Source organism: Caulobacter sp. GW821-FHT12D05, assembly GCF_058807295.1.
The window spans coordinates 114,083-132,171 of record NZ_JBXAQO010000002.1 but is presented as its reverse complement, the minus strand read 5'-3'; the positions used below and the strand labels follow the sequence as shown (position 1 = coordinate 132,171).

Below are 18,089 nucleotides of genomic sequence, written 5' to 3'. Positions count from 1 at the left end.
TTCAGGTCCTTCGAGATCTGATCTTGTGGAGCCCTCGGCGCGGCTCGTGGCGGGGATGGGAAATGTCCGGGGGAAGACTTAGGCGTGAGGGCCGTAGTCGCTGTTGTTGCCGATTGAGACCGCTTGGTCATCGTCGCCGTAGGCGCTGACCGACAGCACGGGACCGAAGATCGTTTCCTTGCCTAGTGGGATTGAGCAACGAGGACGCCGCCCGCCGCCTTGAAGGCGCTGCGGATGTCGGCAGCAAAGCCCTGGACCGTGAAGCCCTCGGGAAGCTCGTCGATCAGGATGACGTCCGAGATCGCGTTTCGGGTCCGAAGGGGCAAGATCGCTTGGTAGGCCGACGAACTGTACCATTGGGAGGCCGCGTCACGGTCCGGGAACTCGATCAGCACGACCGAGCCGGGCCAGGCGCCCTCCAGGACTTCGCCACTCCCTTGGGCGAGCCACTTGCCGCCGTACGGTGCGACCGTCGCCTCGACCTGCTCGAGATAGCTGAGGCCTTGGCTGTTGGGCACGTCGCCCGGAATGCGTAGGTGGTTGATGAGGTAAGTCTTCATGGCGCGAATACCTTTTCTACGGACCGCAGGCCCGTTGTGCGGCTGACGCTCTCCTGAATGGGAGGAGGTTGGAGAGCGCCGGCGACTGCCGAGCGGAAGGAACAGACGTGACCAGGGGCCGCCGCGCTGTGACGATCGGTTGGCTGGTTCAGTCCGGCTCGCCGGGCTTGCGCGGGCGGTAGTCGGAGAGCGCCACGGTGACGGCGTTGAAGTCGCGCCGCAGCGAGCCGTCCGCGTTGCGCAGATAGACGCTGCGCCGGGTCGGCAGCTTCAGGCCTTCGACATCGACATAGTCCGAGACGAAGTGCGCGGCGGGCGTCCCCGCCCAGACGTCGACCACGTAGTCGTGGCGGCGCAGGAGACCGTTGGCCCCGAAATAGAACTGCTGCTCGCGGCTGTGGCTGTGGATGCTGGGCGGCAGGAGGACGTTGATCCCGCGTAGCGTCTCGCCCTCGTGGTCGATCGGGGCCAAGTCGGTCACCCCGTAGCCGGGCTCGGCCAGGACAAAGGGCGCGGCGTGGTAGATCCACATGGCGTAGCCGTTGAAATAGGCCAGGTGCAGCGGATCCCAGGGTGTCTCGAAACCATGGTCCGCGAACGCAGCGCGCGGGTCGTCACGTTCGGCGACGATCGCGCCCGCGCCGTCGACGATCGTCACATGTTGCGGCGTCCAGGTCATCGTCCAATCCGGTTCCCCGAACGGGGTGACGCTGGTCCTCTGGCGATGAAAGTCAGTGACCGCGCGCCGAGGCGTCGGGATCAGGTGGACACCCTTCAGAGGCCAGAGCTGGCCGCCCGTGACGATCGTCGACGACAGGCCTTCGAATTGCCGCCACCGCGCCAAGCCGCCATGGGCCTCCACCGCTTCGGCCAGGAGAGGATTGAGGGGCTGTTGGATCATGGCGAGCTCCGCAGCTGGAGGCGAGACGACGGAGCCGTTACGGCCCGTCGTTAGGGGGTCAGACGACCGAAATGACGACGTCGATGTTGCCGCGGGTGGCCTTGGAGTAGGGGCAGGTCTGATGGGCCATATCGACGATGGCCTGCGCGTCATCCTTGGCCAGGCCGGGGAGGCTGACCTTGAGGCGGGCCTGCAGGAAGTAGGCGCCGTCGACGAGGCAGAGATCGACCTCGGCGTCGATCGCGGTCTCGGGCGGCAGCTCGACCTTCAGCTTGCGCGCCGCCAGGCCCATGGCGCCTTCGAAACATGCCGACCAGCCGGCCGCGAACAGCTGCTCCGGGTTGGTCCCATCGCCGGGGGCGCCGGGTGAGGTCAGCTTGATATCGAGACGGCCGTCCGTGCTGCGGGCCGCGCCATGTTCACGGCCGCCGGCCGTGTGGGTCTTTGCGGTGTAGAGCACCTTGTCGGTCTGGGTCATGTCGCGAAGTCCTCATGAAAAGGGGTGGCCCGCCGCCGAGGGGGGAGGAATGACGGCGGGCCGGAACCGGAGCCGGGCGGGGGGGCGAGGCTCCGATAGGGCGGTCAGCGGAGCGGGCGGAACGCCTCGCGCAGCTCGGCCGAGAACAGGTCCGGCTCTTCCCAGGCGGCGAAGTGCCCGCCGCGGTCGACTTCGTTCCAGTAGATGAGCTTCTTGAAACTCCGCTCGCCCCAGGCCTTCGGAGCGCGATAGATCTCGCCCGGGAAGACGGTCACGGCGACCGGCACGTGCTGGATGTCGAAGGCGTTGAACGGGCCGCCGCTACCCTGGGCGGCATCCCAGTAGGAGCGCGACGAGGACGTGCCGGTGTTGGTGACCCAGTAGAAGGTCACGTCGTCCAGGATCTCATCGCGGGTCAGCGCCTTCAGCGGGTCGTGGCCGCTGTAAGTCCATTCGTCGAACTTGTCGTAGAAGAACGCCAGCAGGCCGACGGGCGAGTCCGCCAGGCTGTAGCCCAGGGTCTGGGGCCGCGTATTCATCATCTCCGCATAGCCGAAGCCCTTGCGGTAGAAGTATTCCAGCCCCTTGAATGCGGTCTTCTCCGCCTCAGTGAAGGAAGCCGGCGCGGGCTCCCGATTGCGGATCAACCGCAGCACGTCCGGCGCCACGGTGCCCGGCATGTTGATGTGGATACCCAGCAACCCCTGGGGCGCCTGGACGGCCATGATCTCGCAGATGATCGCGCCCCAGTCGCCGCCTTGCGAGACGTACTTGTCATAGCCGAGGCGGCGCATCAGCACGTCCCAGGCGCGTGCCACGTGCTCTGGTCCCCAGCTTTGGTCGGTGGGTTTGCCGGAGAAGCCGTAGCCCGGATAGGTAGGCATCACGAGATGGAAGGCGTCCTCGGCCTTGCCGCCGTGAGCGGTGGGATCGGTGAGCGGGCCAATAGTCTTGAGCAGTTCCAGCGGCGAACCCGGCCACCCGTGGGTCATGATCAGCGGCAGCGCCTCCGCGTGCTTGGAGCGGATGTGCATGAACTGGATGTCCAGCCCGTCGATCTCGGTGATGAACTGCGGCAGGGCATTGAAGCGCGCCTCGACCCTGCGCCAGTCGTAGTCGCCGCCCCAGTAGTCGACGAGCGGCCGGAGCTTGTTGATCTGCACGCCCTGGGAATGGTCCTTGACGGTCTCGGGCTCGGGCCAGCGGGTCATCGCGATCCGCCGGCGCATGTCGCTCAGGACCGCATCCGGGATCTTGACCCGGAACGGCCGGATCGCGGTCGAGCCGGTCGACGGGGTGAGCGCGGACCCGAACGGACCGCCCACGGCCGCGGGGCCGGCCATACCAGCGAACGCAGGCGCGGCGAGCCAGAACACGCCGCCGGCCGTCGATGCGGCGAGCAGGCGTCGCCGCGTGGGGGGAGGGGACTCTGCAGACACGGTATTGATCCTTCCGCGAGAAGGCCCCAGCGGGGCCGCTGCGCGGCGTTCGACGCATCCATTCGCGCCGTGTTCGCCACACAGACATCCAATCAGGCGGCGGCGACGGGCGCTCGTTAGCAGTCGTTAGATAGCGATAGGGCGGATGCGGTCGGCGGGGGCGGGCCCGGCAGGGCGTCAGAACCTGGCGGACAGCATGACCTGGAAACGACGCCGTCGAGGATCACCCTGAAAGTCGTAGCCGACGCCGTTGGCGTTGGCCAAGATCGGGGGGCTGCGATCGAACAGGTTCTGAACGCCCGCCCGCAGGTCGATGGCCCGCACGGCGTGTCCTGGCGGAAGATCGAACGTGCGCCGGAGTGCGAGATCAACATAGGACTGGGCTGGGATCCGCTTGGCTTCCGTGGTGCGGATCTTCGCCGCGTTGAGCGCGGAAAGGCTCGTGGCGGGCTCTTCTCGACGGTCGTCGATGAATTGCACATCCAGATCGACAGACAGCGGGCCGCGCGTCCACTCGACCCCCGCGTGACCCTGCCACTTCAAGGGCGCGTCGTTGTAGCCCGTGCGGTCGATCAAGGGGCCACCGACGGTGTCGCGTACACGAAATCGCGGCTGCCAGGTGGCCGCGCCATAGACGCGGGCCTGGCCGTGGCGTGTGGGCGGTAGGCTCCAGTCCAACTGGACATCCATCGTTTCAGTGACGGTCCGTCCCCCGTTGATGAGGCCAGTGCGGAGCGCGATAACCCGGCCCGCAGTGTAGCCCTGGGCCTTGTCGGAAGCGGACAGGGCTTCACGGACGACGAGGTTCGGAAATTGCGTCTCCGCATTCAGCAGCTGCTGAAGGCTGAGGGAAAAGGCGATGATCTCGTCCCGGATGTCGATGCGGGAAGCGTCGATCGACAGGCGTGGCCCGGAGCGTCCCTCGGGATTGAGCACCAAGCCCATAGACGTCGTGCGTCCCTTCTCCTGATCGACGGCGTGCGACCCGCCCCGAACCCACAGATAGGGGCCGTCTTGAGTGATCCGCCGGCCGCCGCGCAGCGGATCGGTAGGTTCGCTGGGATTGTCGAAGCTAGCCGGGACGGCCCGCTCCTGGAGATGCCGCAGATCGGGCGGCGCTTGTCCCGTCGCCAGGCTGCCGCGCACCATCATCCACGAGGCTGGAAAGAGGCGGCCGCCCACCGTGAAGACATTGGCCCGATGCCGGATGGTTGTCTCGCCTTCGCGAAATTCCGCGCCTGACAAGACATTCTCGGGGAAGGTGGTCCAAACCGCGTCGTGCCGGACGGCGATCTGCACCTCAAGGCCGCGAAGCGGGATGATGGGAGAGGTGCGTGGGACGAGGGGCGCTCGCAGCTCCATATAGGCGGAGTGGACGACCTGCGTGCGATCGGGCGTGACCGTGGCCGTCGTGCGGTCTGGGAAAATGGTGAGCCCGCCGCCTTCGGGCATGTGTTCGCGCCGCGCTTCACCCAACAGGGTCAAGGTCAGCGGACCGTTCGGCAGCTCGACCAGTGGCCCCGCGGCTCTCAACGATAGGCTCTGGAACCGGTCGATGATCCGCGATGTCTGGATCGTATCGACAGTATAGGCGGCTGTGGCGGCTGTGAGGGACGCGCCGTCGGCAAGGGGGAAGATCGGCGGGAGGCCTCCTGGCCCGGGGACGCCATAGGCGAAGGTCGCTGGAAAGGTGGTGAAGCGGGACGTTTGCTGGAAGGTCTGGAGGCTCGACGCTCCCATGGTGTAGTCGGCCGAACCCTTCCAGCGGCGGGAAAGCTGTCCAATGAGCCCGACGGTCAGCCGATGCGTCCGCACGCGGGTTTCGCGATCGTCGCGGAGCGCTGACGTCGGAAAGGTGAACGCCACCGACTCGGTGAAAGGGTTGCTAAGGGCATCGGCGTGGACCGAGCTCGTCACTGGAGCGGTCGGAACCGACCCCCTTGCCCTGTTCGCTAGATAGAGACCGTCCACGAACGCCTCGACGCCGCTCCAGAGCCGGCGACGGAGGTTGATCAGGCCCGAGCCGAGCTCGGCTCCAGCCAGCAAGGTGGTGTCGGATCCAGCTCCGCCGCGCGGCGGGTCCGTCGGCAGGTTTCCGGCATTGGCGACAAGGGCCGCCGCGCGGCGTTGAGCGTCGCCCGTGAAGTCTAGCGGCAGGAAGGTGTAGGCGCTGCCCAGCGGAACGGCGCCGGCGGCGGCGTCGAGCTGCAGGGGACGCCCTGACAAACTGCGGACGATGACGGCGTTGACGTTCGAGCCACGGTTCAGGAAATTGGCGGAATCCTCGGTGCTTTCCCGGTACAGCGCGCGCCTGGCGAAATCGCGTCGACCGGCCGTCAGGGGCTCCGACCTGGCATAGGCTCCCAGAAGCATGACGTCGGTGGTCCCTCCGTCCGGCGTGAAGCCGATGCGACCTTCCAGCCTGAAGCGGCCGGCGTCTCCCCGATCCGTGAGACCAGAAACCACGGTCAGGTCGGCGCCTCGGTAGTCGCGGCGAAGCACGATGTTCACGGCCCCGCCCAGCGCGCTGGGACCATGAATGCCGCCGGCGGTGGCGGTGAGTGTCTCGATCCGTTCGATCGCGCCCAGGGGCAGGGCGTTGAGGTCGCTCTGATCCAGACCCGCAGCCACGGTTGGAAGACCGGGCAGTCGACGGCCGTCAATCAGCACCAGCGTCCGCTGCGCGCCTACGCCTCGCAGATTGATCGCCGAAGTCGTCGTCGTGCGGGCGATGCCACCTTGGCCTGGTGAGGCCGCCTGGGCGTTGGCGGAAAGCCGACTCCGGGCTAGCTGGTCGAAATTGTCGTGCTGGAGGAGCGATAACTCGCGCGGCCCGATGACATTATAGGGCTGGATATCGTTTCGGGTCCGGCGGATGTCGGCGTTCTGTGTCCGGCGACCGATGACAAGCACCTCGGAGATGGCGCCATCGTCGCTGTCGACAGGAGCCTGTTGGGGAAGGCGCACCAGCACGAAAGCCCCGTCAGGACTCACACGATAGGTCATGCCGGTGCCGGCCAGCAGCGTGGAGAGCGCCTGCCTGATCGTAACGCGCCCGGCTAGCGCCTTGGTGCGCTGGTTGCGGACCAGACTATCCTCGAAGAGGATTTCGACACCGTTCTCGCGGGCCAGTTCGTTGAGGGCCTCGACCAGCCGACCCGCGCGGACGTCGACAAGCACCGCACTTGGCGAAGCCGTGGCCGGAGAGGTCGCGAGCAGGACGCCTAGCAGGCTGGCGCAATAGCCGTGGCGATGCCGGACGCGTATCCACTTCTTGCGGACGAGGCGGCAAGGCGTGCCCATCCGCTAGAATGGCATTTTGCGTCAACTTTAGCGAACGCTGTTATTTCAATCGTGAATTGCAATAAGCCCTACGAGTAGAGTTTTGTAGTTCAACGCTGATGCCCATTTATTTCCTCAGCGTCCTGCGGATCCGGACGATTTTACCGCTCTTGTTTGGTTGTTGAGTTTATCTATTCTTTGCGCGATCGCCTTCCATGTCGCGAATTCCTCAATTGATCCGTGTGGTCAGATCGCTGGCGCGGTCTTCGAGACAGCCGACGTAGAGCTTTTTTCAGAAATCGGGTGCGGGTTCCGACGTGGAGACCGACCTCAGTCTCAAGGTCTGAGGAGGGATGCGGGGCATGGACGCCAGAGCGATAGCGGCCGAAGTTGATCCGGATCGAGCATCAGTAAACGTGCTTGTTCCGGCAAGCACGTCGACGTCTTGGGCGCCTTCCGGCGCGCTTGCCCCCTTGAAGCCAGAGACACTCTGCTTCGGTCGGTTTCAGATGTCGCCCTCCGCGCGCATCCTGCTTCGACACGGCGATCCGGTCGAGATCGGCGGTCGCGCCTTCGACCTGCTGCACTTGCTTCTGCGCTCGCGGGGCGTCGTCATCGAAAGGGCGGAGATTTTCCGTCACGTCTGGCCGACCACCACGGTGGACGAGGGCAATCTTCGCTTCCAGGTGTCCTGCCTGCGGCGGGCGCTGGGCGAAGACCGCCATCTCCTGAAAACCGTGCCAGGCCGAGGCTACATGATGGCGACCGAGATAGACGTCCCGGGCGCGATCTGGATCGCGGGCCAGGAAGAGCTTGACGCCGCGACGCCCCCGGCGACGCCCAGTCAGGATCTCGCTCAGACCTGCCAGATCCTCACCACGCTGCTGCGGTCGGTATTGGACGAGCTGTGGGTGATGCGCCGCGACGGATCGCCCGTGGACCCCCAAAGCGTCCTCCTGCCTGGCGCCCCGCGCTAGCGCGACGGGCAAGTCACGAAGCCTCATCCGCCGGATGGTCCGCCAATGGCGATTATCCATCATGTCGCACAGGCCACGCTGGGTTACGATGCGGGGCCGCGTACTCTTGCTCTCGGTTGGGGCGCGTCGACTAAAGCGCCGGGGGACACGGCGCTGGGGACCGCCGGGATATGCGAAGGGTCGGGTTTGGTCTGACAGCCCCCGTCGAGCATCGCCTTTCCGCAGGACAGCGCGGAAAATGCATGCGGGTTTTGCGCCTCGCCGCGACCTCAGTGAGATGGATCAGATTTCCACCTGGGCGACGGATGTGGAGGCGGGCGAGACCCGCGACCGCAACAGGCCAGCCCAGGTGACAAGACCCTCGCCCGCAGAGGAGGCCGGCCCGCTCCGGCAGGCCCTGGCGCGCTATTTTCGCCATCGGGTGCCCGATCCGGCCGATGCCGAAGACCTGGTGCAGGAGGTCTTCGCCCGGATCGCAGCGCGAGACAGTCCAGAGCCGATCGCGCATCTCAGCGGGTTCGTGTTCCAGGTCGCCTCGAACGTCCTGGCTGACCGCGGCCGACGCCGGTTCGCCCGCAAAGCCGAAGCCCATGTCGCATTCGACCCAGAGCGCCATGGCGACGAGGACTTCGATCCCTACCGCATTCTGGCTGGCAAGGAGGCGTTACGTGCCGTGACCCTGGCGTTGCTGGACCTGCCGCATCGCACGAGAACGGTTTTTGTCTTGCACCGGCTAGAGGGACGAAAGTCGCGGGAGGTGGCCGTGCAACTCGGAATATCGATTAGCGCCGTCGAGAAGCACATGGTGCGCGCGATCCAACACATCAGCCTGGTTCGGGGAAGGGCGACCTGATGCATGACGTGCTGACCCTAGAACGCCTTGTAGCCATGGACCCCGATGCGGCCGCAGCGCTGCTCGTCTATCGCCATGCGGACGGCGCGGCAGGCCTCGACGCGTACATTCTGGCGGAGTGGCTGGCGCTTGATCCTGCCCATCGTCTGGCCCTGGAGACCGCTCGCACAGGCTGGAACGCGTTCGAAGGCGGTGAGGACGATGAGATCCTTGCCGCTCTCCGCGTCGACGCGCGCGGGGCCTCGCCGGCACGAACCGGCTGGGCGAGGCGAGTGGCCGCGATCGCTGCGGTCGCCGTGCTCGCGGTGGGCGGGACGCTGGGCCTTGTGGTTCAACGCGGACTTCCAAGCCTGACCTCGGGCGCTCCGGTGACGCGCGACTACATGGCGAACGCGGCTGAAGCCAAGAACGTTCGTCTGGCCGATGGCTCACGGATGATCCTGGACAGAAGCAGCGCCGTAACCGTGAAAATGACCGCCCAGCACCGCGATGTGCAGCTGCGACGCGGGCGGGCGCACTTCGACGTGACGCATGACGCGGAGCGGCCCTTCGTGGTCCAAGCGGGTGATCAGGAAGTTCGAGCGCTCGGAACCCGGTTCGACGTTCAACTGGCGTCGGGCGAAGTTCGGATCGTCCTCGAGGAAGGTCGGGTTTCCGTACGGCGTATCAATGAAGGCGAGGGCGTCACGATTCTGACGGCGGGGCAGCAACTCATCGCCCGCGCCGGTCAGGCGCCTGTGGTGGCGTCCACCCTGCGTCCTTCACTGGAAGGCGGTCAGGGCGAGGCCTTCGTGGTCCTCCACGACGTCACCTTGGGCGAGGCCGCCAAGGTGCTCAGTAGTCGCGGCGGCGGCCAACTTCTCGTGCGCGATCCAGCCGTGGCCGCCTTGCGGATCAGCGGGCGTTTCAAGGCTGGCGACCTGCCACGGTTCGGACGTTCTCTGGCTCTGCTCCACAACGTTCGGCTTGTTTCGCGAGGTCGCGGCACATGGGAAATTGTCGCCAACCACTAGTCGGCTTGCCCGAAGCTGCGGTGGCAAATGTTCCATCTCGTCAACGTGAGATAACCTTCTGGATAGGCCTATTTCGACGCTCGGACGATCAGCTGAATGTCGCCTTCCCGGATGCCGTCCAAAGTCAGCTAATGGCGCATACCAAACAAAGCGGCACGAGGGCGGCCGACTCTAGCCGCCCCCAATTTTCCGCAGAAGCTAAGCCTGTTTTTTGTCAGCGACGACCGCGTTGGCGAACTCGCGATAGGTGTGCAGCGGGCGACCCAGGATCGCGGTCAGGCGCTCGACATCGCCGGCTTCCGGAACCATGCCGTCGCTGACATAGCGCTCGGCCATCAGCCGCATCTCATAGGCCATCCACTTGGGCATGAAGGCCGAGACGGCCTGCTCGAAGCCGCTGGGATCGTCGCCCCCATAGGCGACCGGCCGGCCCAGGACGTCCGACCAGATCGCCGCCACGTCCGCGCCCGTCAGCGAGTCGGGACCGACCAGGTTTAGGGTTTCGACCGGCAGCTTGCCCGGCGCCTGGTCGCGGCGGATCAGTTCGATCGCGGCGACCTCGGCGATGTCGCGGGCGTCGACCATGGCGATGCCCTTAGCCCCGATCGGCATCGGATAGACGCAGTGGTTCAGGACCACCTCCTTGATCATCAGCTCGTTGTCGATGAAGTAGGCCGGGCGCAGAATCGTGGCGGAAAAGCCCATCTGCTGGATCATCCGCTCGGCCCCGGACTTCACCGCGAAGTGGGGCACGTTCACGAAGCGGTCGGCATGCAGCACCGACAGGTAAACGACGCGATCGACGCCGCATTCGCGGGCGATGTTCAGGGTGATCAGCGCCTGGGTGAATTCGTCGCCGGCCACGGCGTTGAGCAGGAACAGGGTGCGCACGCCCTTGAAGGCCGCGCGCAGGGCGTCGATGTCGAGCAGGTCGCCCTTGGCGATCTCGACCGAAGTCGGGAAGTCGGCCTTGGCGGGGGCTCGGGCCAGGACGCGGACCTTGGCGCCGCGATCGGTCAGTTGCTGGACGACGTGGCGACCGACACGGCCGGTAGCGCCGGTGACGAGGATGGTCATGGAAAATCTCCGGGTTGCAGTGGTTTGACGCCCAGAGAAATGATCGATCCACAAGTGGGCCAATAGTCGCTATATCTGGACGCCTCGTCTCACTGGCGGAACGTATGGATCTTCTGGCCCTCGCCGACTTCAATCTGGTCGCCCGTCATGGCGGCTTCGGCCGCGCCGCCCGCGAAGCCGGCCGGCCCAAGGCCACCCTGTCGCGCCGGGTGGCCGAGCTCGAGGCCAGTCTGGACCTGCGCCTGTTCGAGCGCGGGCGCACCCTCAAGCTGACCGAGGAGGGCCGCGCGCTCTACGCCCGCACCGGCGCGCTGCTGGCCGAGCTGGATGAAGCGGCCGCGGCGATCGCCTCCGGCGGCGGCACGCCGCGCGGCCGGCTGCGGATCAGTGCGCCGCTGCTGTTTTCGCAGACCGCCATGGGCCGCCTCGCCGCCGACTTCGCGGGCCAGTTCCCCGAGGTGAGGCTCGAGGTGACCACCGACGACCGCCAGGTCGACATGGTCGAGGAAGGCTATGACCTGGTGATCCGGGTGAACCCCGACCCGGACGCGGGCCTGATCGGCCGAGTCTTCCTGCACGACCGACTGGTGGTCGTAGCCTCGCCGGATCTGACGCAGCCGATGGACGGCGCGCCGGTGCGGGCCGTCGTGCGCGGCGCGGCCAATGACGCCGAGACTTGGCAAGTAGGCGCCTCCCGCATCGCAGTCGAGCCGGTGCTGCGGCTGTCGTCGATGATCATGGTGCGCGACGCGGTGCGCGCGCGCGTGGGGATTGCCCGGCTGCCGATCTCGCTGGTCAGCCACGATTTGGAGGCGGGCCGCTTGGTCTCTTGGGGCGAGGTCGCAGAATCCAGGATCGCGCTCTGGGCGCTCTATCCGTCCCGGCGACTGTTGAGCGCGCGGGTCTCAGCTTTTCTGGATCATCTCAAGGCCACGTTCCCAACTGGCGCGCCTGAGGAGCTCGCTAGGTACGTCGAGCTAAGCTGAAGCTTGCGGGAAGAGGGTTGGGCAATCACCTCTGGCTCAGAGCAGAAGGTCCGTTTGAGCACGTCTGCTTCTGGAGCTGCGCTCAATGTCCGCTCATGGCGCCGCTGCGCCCAATGCTACTGACCACCGGCGAGCGGTTGCGCCAGTCCGATGAGAAGGTTTTCGGGGCCGCGGATGTAGCAGAGCCTATACGCGTCTTGGTACCGAACCACTTCGCCGACTAGCCGCGCCCCGTGCTTTTGAAGACTGGCTAGGGTTTCGTCGATGTCGCTTACGGTGAACATAGCCCGCAAGTAGCCGAGGGCGTTGACCGGAGCGTTGCGGTGATCGGCGATGACGGATGGCCTGAGAAACCGCGACAGCTCAAGGCGGCTATGGCCGTCGGGCGTGACCATCATGGCGACCTCGACGTGCTGATCGCCAAGCCCGGTGACGCGTCCGGCCCACTCACCTTCAATCGCGCCTCGTCCTTCGCACGTCAGGCCAAGCGCGGTGAAGAACTCCACGGCATCATCAAGGGATTCCACCACGATGCCCACGTTGTCCATCCGCAGCAGGTTGCTCTTGGTCATGTTCTCTCCCCAGGGGCGGCGTGTCGCCACCCGGATCATTCGCGCGCTGTGGGCTGGTCGCTATCGAATTCTTTAGTCATAGGCAGTGGGCGCCCTAGCCTCTGCAGGCGCGCTGGGCTGAACGTCCGCGAGTTGGTTGAAAGCTAGAGTCTGGCGCCGGCGCCAGCCGCCACGAAAGCTGCGTCGCTTAAGCTCCAGACGGTTGAGAAGCGTGGGATGCGCGTCGACGGTATCGGCGCGCCGGGCCAAGTTCCGCGCACAACGTTGGCGATGCGGTGGCGGCGCCGAAGCGTGATCCCGCGCGAAGGCGTCGAGATCGGACGCCTGGTTCATGGCCTACTCGTTTTTACCAGAAATGGCCCTGTGCAGTGGTCCATGTGACCTCTCTAGTGCGACCGTTGTCGAACCTGGCGACGACAGGGATGTACGCGGTGTCGACAGAGGTTGCAGCAAATTCGGGATTGGCTTTCGCCACATCGGGCCGAGCCGCCTCGGTCTCGCCCTGGCCGCCGATCGGCGCCGCGCTCCTGCATCCGCGGGCGCTCAGGGCGGCACGGAGAGGCGGTCTCCGGCGGCCTGACCTCCGCGGGAGCGCGTCATGGCCACCACAGTTGAAGGAGAAGCGTCGATGAGCAGCCTCGTGGTATTCGATATTAGCCTGTCGGTGGACGGGTTCATGCGCGGTCCCAACCCAGGCCCCGGCAATATCCTCGGCGATGGCGGCGAAGCGCTCCACGCCTGGGTTGGCCGCGACGCCACCGAGGAAGACCGCCGCCTGTTGGCCGACGGCGTCGGCGGGGCAGGGGCCATAATCTGCGGTCGCCGGACCTATGACGACTCTCTCCCAAGTTGGGGCGCCGACGGGCCGACCGGCGCCGCCCGCCTTCCACTGTTTGTTGTCTCGCACACGGTCCCTGCCGCCATCCCCGATGGCGTCTACCATTTCGCCGGCGACATCGTGTCCGCGCTGGCGTCAGCCCGCGTCGCGGTGGGCGGCAAGGACATCTGCATCATGGGCGGCGCCGATATCGGCCGGCAGTTCCTGCGCGCCGGGCTTGTCGACGAAGTTTCGCTTCATGTCTCGCCAGTTCTTCTCGGTGGCGGCACGCGCATGTTCGACGATGCGTTCGGGCGCGTCGTCGCTCTGGAGGCCCGCTCGGTCGTCACCACGCGCGCGGCGACCCACCTGCGCTACGCCATCGCACGGCCGCCCAGAGGGCAAACGGCCGCATCCGAGGCGAGGGAACAGAGCGAGGGAGAGCGATAATCGTGACCGATAATCTCCCCCTAGCGCGATGGTCGGACGCGATCGCGCTCTTGGCCCGCTTCGCGCTCGCGCTTGTCTTTCTCATGGCGTTTGCCTCGAAGGTCATGATGTTCGCCACGATCGCCGAGACCATCGCCGCAGCGGGCTTCCCCGTCCCGTGGGTCCTGGCGGTCCTCGCCGCGCTTTTCGAGCTGGGCTTGATTCTCGCGCTCGCGACCGGAGCATTCTTCTCCGAGATGATGCTGCTGGGCGCGATCTACGTCCTGTTCCTTGCCTTCGCGTTCCATGGCGCGTCGCATTGGACCGACGCAAAGAACCTCGAGCTCGGCGCTTTCGTCAGCCACTTCCCCTTCGCGGCGGGGATGTTGTTCGCCGCGGTCCATGGCCCCGGAAGGCTTCTCGTCCGGCGGCGGTCCTTGATCGTCGACCGCGCGCGCTGAACGGATGAGCAAGCCGCGATCCTTGCCGAACCGCCATAGAGTGAGATCAAGCATGACCATAAATCGGCGAAATTTTCTGGCGACCGCGGCGGTGACTGCCGCCAGCGGCTATGCCGGCGCGGTCTGGCCACATCCAGAAGGCGTCAAGGCCAACCCCATCATCGACGTGCACGTGCACGCCTATCCCGCAGCGATGAGGTTCGATGGCCCGATCGTCAATCCGATCACAAAGCAAAAGAGTTCGATCCGCAACGGCGCGGATCATATGCAGGCCTGCATCAATGAGATGAGGCGGCTCAACGTCGCCCGCGCGGTGGTGAGCGGTGGTGACGGCGACAGGATAGGCGCAGCGCTCGAATGGCGCCGCGCCTATCCGGATCAGGTGATCGGTGGAGCGGGGATCCGAGGCTCGGAGGACGCGCCCTTGCCGTCCATCGATACATTGCGACAGCTGTTCGCCAATGGCGACCTAAGGGTCCTGGGCGAAGTCACAGCGCAATACGCCGGCAAGACGCTGGGTGATCCAATCTATGAGCCCTATCTTGCTCTGGCCGAAGACCTAGGCGTTCCCGTCGCCGTGCACCTGGGCACAATGCCGGGCCAGACGACATTTGATCCCTGCTGCCGTCTCGCGCGGTCCGGACTTGGGCATCCCGAGTCCATCGAGGAGGCGATAAATCGGCATCCCAAGCTTAAGATAAACCTGATGCACAGTGCTTGGCCCCACGTCGAGGAGGCCATGGCGGTCATGATGATCTACGACAATGTCAATATCGACACCGGCGCCCTCTCGTGGCTGCTGCCGGCGCCGGCCTTCCGCGACTATCTCCGTCGTATGATCGACGCCGGCTTCGGCAAGCGCATAATGTTTGGCTCCGACCAGATGTTCTGGCCCGACGCCATCGCTCTCGCTGTCGAGCGCATCGGAACCGCGTCCTATCTCTCGACGGAGGAAAAAAGAGACATTTTCTACAACAATGCGGCGTCGTTCTACGGCGTCCAGGGCTGAACCGGCCCGGGAGCAGCCACTCGCGGCGTCGCAGCCTGGTGTATGCGCATCGGATCAAGCTCTGAGGCCGTCGGCGGGCTTTTAGGTCTCACGGCGTCTCAAATGAGGACGCTCGCCAAAGCGGCGGCGACCTGGTCGGCCCGATCCTCGGGGATGTTGGTGAAGCTCATCAGCAGGCCTTGGTCGCGGCCCCGCTCCATATATTGGCCTGATAGCGGGCTTGGCCTGAGACCGGCCCGCGCCGCCCGCTGGGCCAGTTCGACATCCTCGCTCAGGCTTGGAAACCGACCCAGCACATGCAGGCCGCCAGCGCGGTGGGTGAGGGCGATGCGGTCGCCGAAAGCGCGTTCCAGCGCGGCGACCAGAGCGTTGCGGCGCGTCTTGTAGCAGACCGCCATGCGCCGCAGATGCCTCGCGAAATGGCCTTGGCGCATGAACTCGGCGACAGCCAATTGCTCGAACATCGCCACGCCGCGATGACGCAGCTGCTGAGCGGTCCTGGCCGCGTCCACGAGGTGGGGGGGAAGAACCAGATAGCCCAGGCGCAGCGAGGGCAGCAGCGACTTGCTGAAGCTGCCGGCGTAGAAAACCCTCTGGTCGACGTCCATCGTCTTCAGCGCCGCCGGCTTATGGCCGCTGTAGTGGAATTCGCAGTCGTAGTCGTCCTCCAAGATCCAGCGGTCAGCCTCCGCGGCCCAGGCCAGCAGGGCGCGCCGCCGCGCTGACGACAGGGTGACGCCCAGCGGGAACTGATGGGCCGGCGTGACGATGGCGAGCTTGGCGTCAGGCGCTTTGGCCCGGGCCTGGTCGACATCCAGACCTTCCTCGTCCACGGGCGCGGCGACGACGGTCATCAGCCGCGCGCTCAGGGTTCGCTGGACGAAGCCATAGCCAGGGTCCTCGATCCACACCGTGTCGCCCATGGCCAGCACCAGGTCGACAGTCAGGTTAAGCGCGTCCTGATAACCATGGGTGACGACGATCTGGCGCGCGTCGCAAGTGATCCCGCGCGACACGGCCAGATAGGCGGCGATCGCCTCGCGCAGCGCCGGCAGGCCCATGGGATCGGGCGCGACCATCTCGTCGATCGGCAACTGTCGCGCCTGCCGCGCGAGGATCCGGGTCCAGGTCTTGCGGGGAAACAGATCCAGAGCCGGCAGGCCCAATTGCAAGGGAAGCCAGGGCTCGGATGAAGGCTGGAGCTTGGGTGCGGCAGGGGCGCCGGATGGCGGCCGAAAGCTCGGGCTGACGATCGTGCCGCCGGGGCGGCGGGCCGTCAGGCAGCCCTCGCCGGCCAGGCGCGCATAGACCGCGTCGATGGTCCCGCGCGCGACGCCCAATTGGGTGGACAGGCTGCGCGTCGAGGGCAGCCGCGCGCCCGGCGCCAGACGCCCATCGCGGATCGCGCCATGGATCCGCTCATAGAGTTGATCATGCAGCGGCATCGCCGAGGCGCGGTCGATGACGAAGGCGTCGAGATGGGGCGCAGCATTCATGGCTCACTAATTTTCATCGAAAGTGGCTCTGTGCAATGGGCCATGGGGCGCCTCTAGTCCTGCCGTCGCCACGATGGCGAACCAGCAGGGACGTGTGGCGTGTCGACAAGCGTTTCGACGAATTCAAGGCTGAACCTGGCGGCGACGGACCTAGCGGTTCGCGGCGCACTCTGGCTGCCGGTCGCCGCGGCGCTTCTGTATCCATGGGCGCTTCGAGCCTTCCAAGGCGCTGCGGCGAGCGCCGGCGGGCTGACGCTGGGCGCGTGCATCCGGTTGCTCGTCGTCTTCGCCCTACCGCTCTCGTGCCTGGCGCTGACGTTGCCCGGTCTCGCGCAGGTCGGCGTCGCCGCGCGCCGTCTGGCCTTGGCCGGACTGGCCGCGCCGCCATTGTTCGTGCTGACCGGCGTCCTGGCTGGGCTGCTGCATTCGCCCGTAAAGGACCTCTGGATCTGGACCGGCCTCTGGATCGGCCTCGGCGTGATCTCGTCGTTCGTCAAACCGGACCGGACGGAAGGGGAGGTGGAGTCATCCCCCCGCCTTCGGATCGCCCATGGCGTGGCGGCCGTCTTGATCCTGCTGTTCGTGGCGTTTCACCTGTTCAACCACTTGATGGGCCTTCTGGGTCCCGACATGCATGCCCGCGTGATGGCCCTGGGGCGGGTGGTCTACCGGTCGCGCTTCGTCGAACCCGTGCTCGTGATCCTGCTGCTGTTCCAGGTCGCCGGCGGCGGCATCATGGCCTGGCGCTGGAGCGCCCGCCCGACGGATCTGGTCCGCACGATCCAGGTCGGATCAGGCGCCTATCTGGCGGCCTTCATCGTCACCCACATGAACTCGGCGTTCGTGTCGGCCCGGGCTGTCCACAAGATCCAGACCAATTGGGCGTGGGCGACGGGCGCGCCCGACGGCCTGCTGCTCGACGCGTGGAACATCCGCCTCGTCCCGCACTACGCCCTGGGCGTCTTCTTCATCGTCGCGCACCTGTTCTGCGGCCTGCGCCAGGTGCTGCTCGCGCATGGCCTGCGCCAGGCAGTGGCGGATCGTGTGTGGGGCGCGGGCCTAGCCGGCGCGGCGGCCTTGTCGGCGGCGATCATAGCCGGGCTGTGCGGCCTGCGCCTCTAGTCCAAACAAAGGAAACCGGATGTCCAAACTGATCCTCAGCATGTTCATGACCCTCGACGGCTTCGTCGAGGGGCCGGACGGGGCGATGATCCGCCCCGACTGGTCCGACGACCTGGAGCAGCACTGGTCCGCGCCGAACGTCGCGCCGGGCAGCCTGCTGCTCTACGGCCGCCGGGCGTTCGAGCAGAACGCGCCGCTCTGGCCGGCGATGGAGCAGGACGAGCGCAATCCGGCGGCCTTTCGCGCCCTGGCCCGGACGATGAACGGGCTGCCCAAGGTCGTCGTCTCCCGCACGTTGCGCGACCCCGGATGGAACGCGACGGTCTCGGCCGACAGCCTCGAGGCGACGGTCGCGGGGCTAAAGCAAAGCTTCCAGGGCGACATCAACGCCGTCGGCGGCGTCTCCCTTGCCGCGGCGCTGCTGGCCGAGGATCTCGTCGACGAGTACCGCCTGCTGGTGACGCCGCACCTGTTTGGCGGCGGCCATTCGGTCTTCAAGCATCCGCACACGCCCATCGCCCTGGCGCTCGAGGATGTCCGGCAGATGGACACCGGCGCAGTGAGGCTCACCTACGCGCGTCTACGCGGGTGAGGTCGCTGGTGGCGCGGCCCCATGG

General features: G+C 66.3%; 18 protein-coding genes. 9 read left to right on the top strand and 9 right to left on the bottom strand.

The window, feature by feature from the left end; translation table 11 throughout:
* Positions 1-78 precede the first annotated feature (78 nt).
* The 6 genes from AC1RRR_RS07990 to AC1RRR_RS07965 all read right to left on the bottom strand — a co-directional run bounded on the left by AC1RRR_RS07990 (position 79) and on the right by AC1RRR_RS07965 (position 6,681).
* Positions 79-159, bottom strand: coding sequence for a hypothetical protein (locus AC1RRR_RS07990; protein WP_492813517.1), 81 nt, complete (start codon positions 157-159; stop codon positions 79-81).
* Between the two features lie 23 nt (positions 160-182).
* Entirely contained in the window at positions 183-560 is a 378-nt protein-coding gene (locus AC1RRR_RS07985) for a DUF1330 domain-containing protein (RefSeq protein WP_492812008.1), read from the bottom strand.
* Positions 561-708: 148 nt separating this feature from the next.
* Positions 709-1,461 carry a hypothetical protein gene (locus AC1RRR_RS07980; RefSeq protein ID WP_492812006.1) on the bottom strand — a complete coding sequence of 251 codons (753 nt, stop codon included), beginning with the start codon at positions 1,459-1,461 and terminating at the stop codon, positions 709-711.
* A 58-nt stretch (positions 1,462-1,519) separates the two neighbouring features.
* Positions 1,520-1,939, bottom strand: coding sequence for an organic hydroperoxide resistance protein (locus AC1RRR_RS07975; RefSeq protein WP_492812004.1), 420 nt, complete (start codon positions 1,937-1,939; stop codon positions 1,520-1,522).
* Between the two features lie 104 nt (positions 1,940-2,043).
* A complete protein-coding gene (locus tag AC1RRR_RS07970) occupies positions 2,044-3,282 on the bottom strand; it encodes an epoxide hydrolase family protein (RefSeq protein ID WP_492812002.1) in 1,239 nt (412 codons plus the stop codon).
* 273 nt (positions 3,283-3,555) lie between these two features.
* On the bottom strand, positions 3,556-6,681 hold the full coding sequence (locus AC1RRR_RS07965) for a TonB-dependent receptor (protein ID WP_492812000.1): 3,126 nt from the start codon (positions 6,679-6,681) through the stop codon (positions 3,556-3,558).
* A 341-nt stretch (positions 6,682-7,022) separates the two neighbouring features.
* Between AC1RRR_RS07965 and AC1RRR_RS07960 the strand changes: the two genes are divergently transcribed.
* From AC1RRR_RS07960 to AC1RRR_RS07950, 3 genes are all read left to right on the top strand, one after another.
* Positions 7,023-7,637: a winged helix-turn-helix domain-containing protein gene (locus AC1RRR_RS07960; protein ID WP_492811998.1), complete on the top strand. Its 615-nt coding sequence runs from the start codon at positions 7,023-7,025 to the stop codon at positions 7,635-7,637.
* A 277-nt stretch (positions 7,638-7,914) separates the two neighbouring features.
* Positions 7,915-8,490, top strand: coding sequence for an RNA polymerase sigma factor (locus AC1RRR_RS07955; protein ID WP_492811996.1), 576 nt, complete (start codon positions 7,915-7,917; stop codon positions 8,488-8,490).
* Complete coding sequence (locus tag AC1RRR_RS07950) at positions 8,490-9,503, top strand: FecR family protein (protein WP_492811994.1); 1,014 nt, start codon at positions 8,490-8,492, stop codon at positions 9,501-9,503. Before AC1RRR_RS07955 ends, AC1RRR_RS07950 begins: the two co-directional genes overlap by 1 nt.
* A gap of 198 nt (positions 9,504-9,701) precedes the next feature.
* Here the strand turns inward: AC1RRR_RS07950 and AC1RRR_RS07945 are convergent, their stop codons facing one another.
* Complete coding sequence (locus AC1RRR_RS07945; RefSeq protein ID WP_492811992.1) at positions 9,702-10,580, bottom strand: SDR family oxidoreductase; 879 nt, start codon at positions 10,578-10,580, stop codon at positions 9,702-9,704.
* A 104-nt stretch (positions 10,581-10,684) separates the two neighbouring features.
* On the opposite strand from AC1RRR_RS07945, the gene AC1RRR_RS07940 reads away from it, so the two are divergent.
* Positions 10,685-11,566 (top strand): LysR family transcriptional regulator, encoded by an 882-nt coding sequence (locus tag AC1RRR_RS07940; RefSeq protein ID WP_492811990.1) that lies wholly within the window; start codon positions 10,685-10,687, stop codon positions 11,564-11,566.
* Between the two features lie 116 nt (positions 11,567-11,682).
* Here AC1RRR_RS07940 and AC1RRR_RS07935 read toward each other — a convergent pair whose 3' ends face one another.
* Positions 11,683-12,138 (bottom strand): VOC family protein, encoded by a 456-nt coding sequence (locus tag AC1RRR_RS07935; protein ID WP_492811989.1) that lies wholly within the window; start codon positions 12,136-12,138, stop codon positions 11,683-11,685.
* Positions 12,139-12,736: 598 nt separating this feature from the next.
* On the opposite strand from AC1RRR_RS07935, the gene AC1RRR_RS07930 reads away from it, so the two are divergent.
* Genes AC1RRR_RS07930 through AC1RRR_RS07920 form a run of 3 tightly spaced genes read left to right on the top strand, consistent with a single transcriptional unit; the run spans position 12,737 to position 14,854 of the window.
* Positions 12,737-13,405 (top strand): dihydrofolate reductase family protein, encoded by a 669-nt coding sequence (locus AC1RRR_RS07930; RefSeq protein ID WP_492811987.1) that lies wholly within the window; start codon positions 12,737-12,739, stop codon positions 13,403-13,405.
* 2 nt (positions 13,406-13,407) lie between these two features.
* The gene (locus AC1RRR_RS07925) at positions 13,408-13,845 is read left to right on the top strand and encodes a DoxX family protein (protein WP_492811985.1); all 438 of its coding nucleotides are present in this window, start codon (positions 13,408-13,410) and stop codon (positions 13,843-13,845) included.
* Positions 13,846-13,897: 52 nt separating this feature from the next.
* Positions 13,898-14,854, top strand: a complete 957-nt coding sequence (locus AC1RRR_RS07920; protein ID WP_492811983.1) for an amidohydrolase family protein — start codon at positions 13,898-13,900, stop codon at positions 14,852-14,854.
* A gap of 98 nt (positions 14,855-14,952) precedes the next feature.
* Here AC1RRR_RS07920 and pdxR read toward each other — a convergent pair whose 3' ends face one another.
* Positions 14,953-16,350: a MocR-like pyridoxine biosynthesis transcription factor PdxR gene (gene pdxR, locus AC1RRR_RS07915; protein WP_492811982.1), complete on the bottom strand. Its 1,398-nt coding sequence runs from the start codon at positions 16,348-16,350 to the stop codon at positions 14,953-14,955.
* A 99-nt stretch (positions 16,351-16,449) separates the two neighbouring features.
* Between pdxR and AC1RRR_RS07910 the strand changes: the two genes are divergently transcribed.
* Both AC1RRR_RS07910 and AC1RRR_RS07905 read left to right on the top strand, forming a co-directional pair.
* Positions 16,450-17,472 (top strand): hypothetical protein, encoded by a 1,023-nt coding sequence (locus AC1RRR_RS07910; RefSeq protein ID WP_492811980.1) that lies wholly within the window; start codon positions 16,450-16,452, stop codon positions 17,470-17,472.
* 19 nt (positions 17,473-17,491) lie between these two features.
* Positions 17,492-18,064 (top strand): dihydrofolate reductase family protein, encoded by a 573-nt coding sequence (locus AC1RRR_RS07905; RefSeq protein ID WP_492811978.1) that lies wholly within the window; start codon positions 17,492-17,494, stop codon positions 18,062-18,064.
* Positions 18,065-18,089: the final 25 nt, after the last annotated feature.